The organism is Herbaspirillum sp. B65, from assembly GCF_000333555.1.
Classification (GTDB): domain Bacteria; phylum Pseudomonadota; class Gammaproteobacteria; order Burkholderiales; family Burkholderiaceae_D; genus Herbaspirillum; species Herbaspirillum rubrisubalbicans.
Genome location: NZ_BADI01000760.1, coordinates 1 through 960, shown reverse-complemented (window position 1 = coordinate 960; position 960 = coordinate 1). Strand labels below are relative to the sequence as shown.

1 protein-coding gene and 1 pseudogene are annotated in these 960 nt (G+C 63.4%); one reads left to right on the top strand and one right to left on the bottom strand.

Annotated elements, in window-relative coordinates; all coding sequences use genetic code 11:
• The coding region (locus I5W_RS17895; protein WP_199901760.1) for a hypothetical protein at window positions 1-745 on the bottom strand (745 nt) is incomplete at its 3' end.
• On the opposite strand from I5W_RS17895, the pseudogene I5W_RS17890 reads away from it, so the two are divergent.
• Window positions 726-960, top strand: a pseudogene (locus I5W_RS17890) (GNAT family N-acetyltransferase); the annotation flags it as partial. The gene I5W_RS17895 and the pseudogene I5W_RS17890 sit on opposite strands and share 20 nt — an antisense overlap.

Here is a 960-nt window from a genome sequence, read left to right as displayed (position 1 = left end):
TGAAGGCATTGAGCAGGGCTGCCTGGTCGCTGGCCGAGAGCAGGCTGTATGTGCCGTTGGCGGTGCTGTCGCTACCATCCATCTTCTTGAGGCCACTGATCTTCAGGCTGGTGGCCAGGTTGAGCGACCATGCGCCATCGGTGGCCGCGGCGGTGAGCGTCCCCAGTGCGGTGCCATCACCGCGCTTGACGACGACCTGGGCCCCCTTTTCCGCCACTCCACTCAACACGAAGCTGCCAGCGGTGGTGATGCTGGCACCGCCCGCGGTGGTGCCGGCGGGCGAATTCAGGATGATGGTCGGCGCAACGGCCTTGGAATCGAGCGTGAACTCAACGGTATCGCTCTTGACGCTGCTATTGCCGGCCACATCGGTCTGCCGCACCACGACCTTCTTGACGCCATCACCAGTGAGCTTGACGCTGGTGCCGGTGCCACTGCTCCAGTTGCTGCCATCGTCGGTACTGTATTGCCAGGTCGCGCCGCTTTCCAGCCCGGTGATGTTGAGAGTGCCATCGCTGGTGATCTTGTCGCCGGCGGTACCCGTGTCAGTCGCCAGCGCCAGGCCCAGCTTGGCCGGTACCGTGGTGTCGAGCGTGAAGGACAAGGCATTGCTGCCGGGACCTGCATTGCCGGCCGTATCGAGCTGGCGTACCACGATAGCCTTGAGCCCGTCGGTATTGCCGGCACCATCGACAGCACCCTTGAGCTTGACGTTGCTACCACTGCCATTGCTCCAGGTTGGCACCCTGGTCAAGCGCGGTCGCGAACTGATCGAGCGCGAAATCCACTACTTCTCGGTGATCGAGCACGACAACGTCATCTTCGGCTGTGCCGCCCTCTATCCCTTCCCCAAGGAAAGGATGGGCGAGATGGCTTGCCTGACCGTGAACCCGGAAGTGCAAGGCCAGGGCGACGGCGACCGTATCCTGAAGCACATCGAGACCCGCGCCCGGAAGCCGC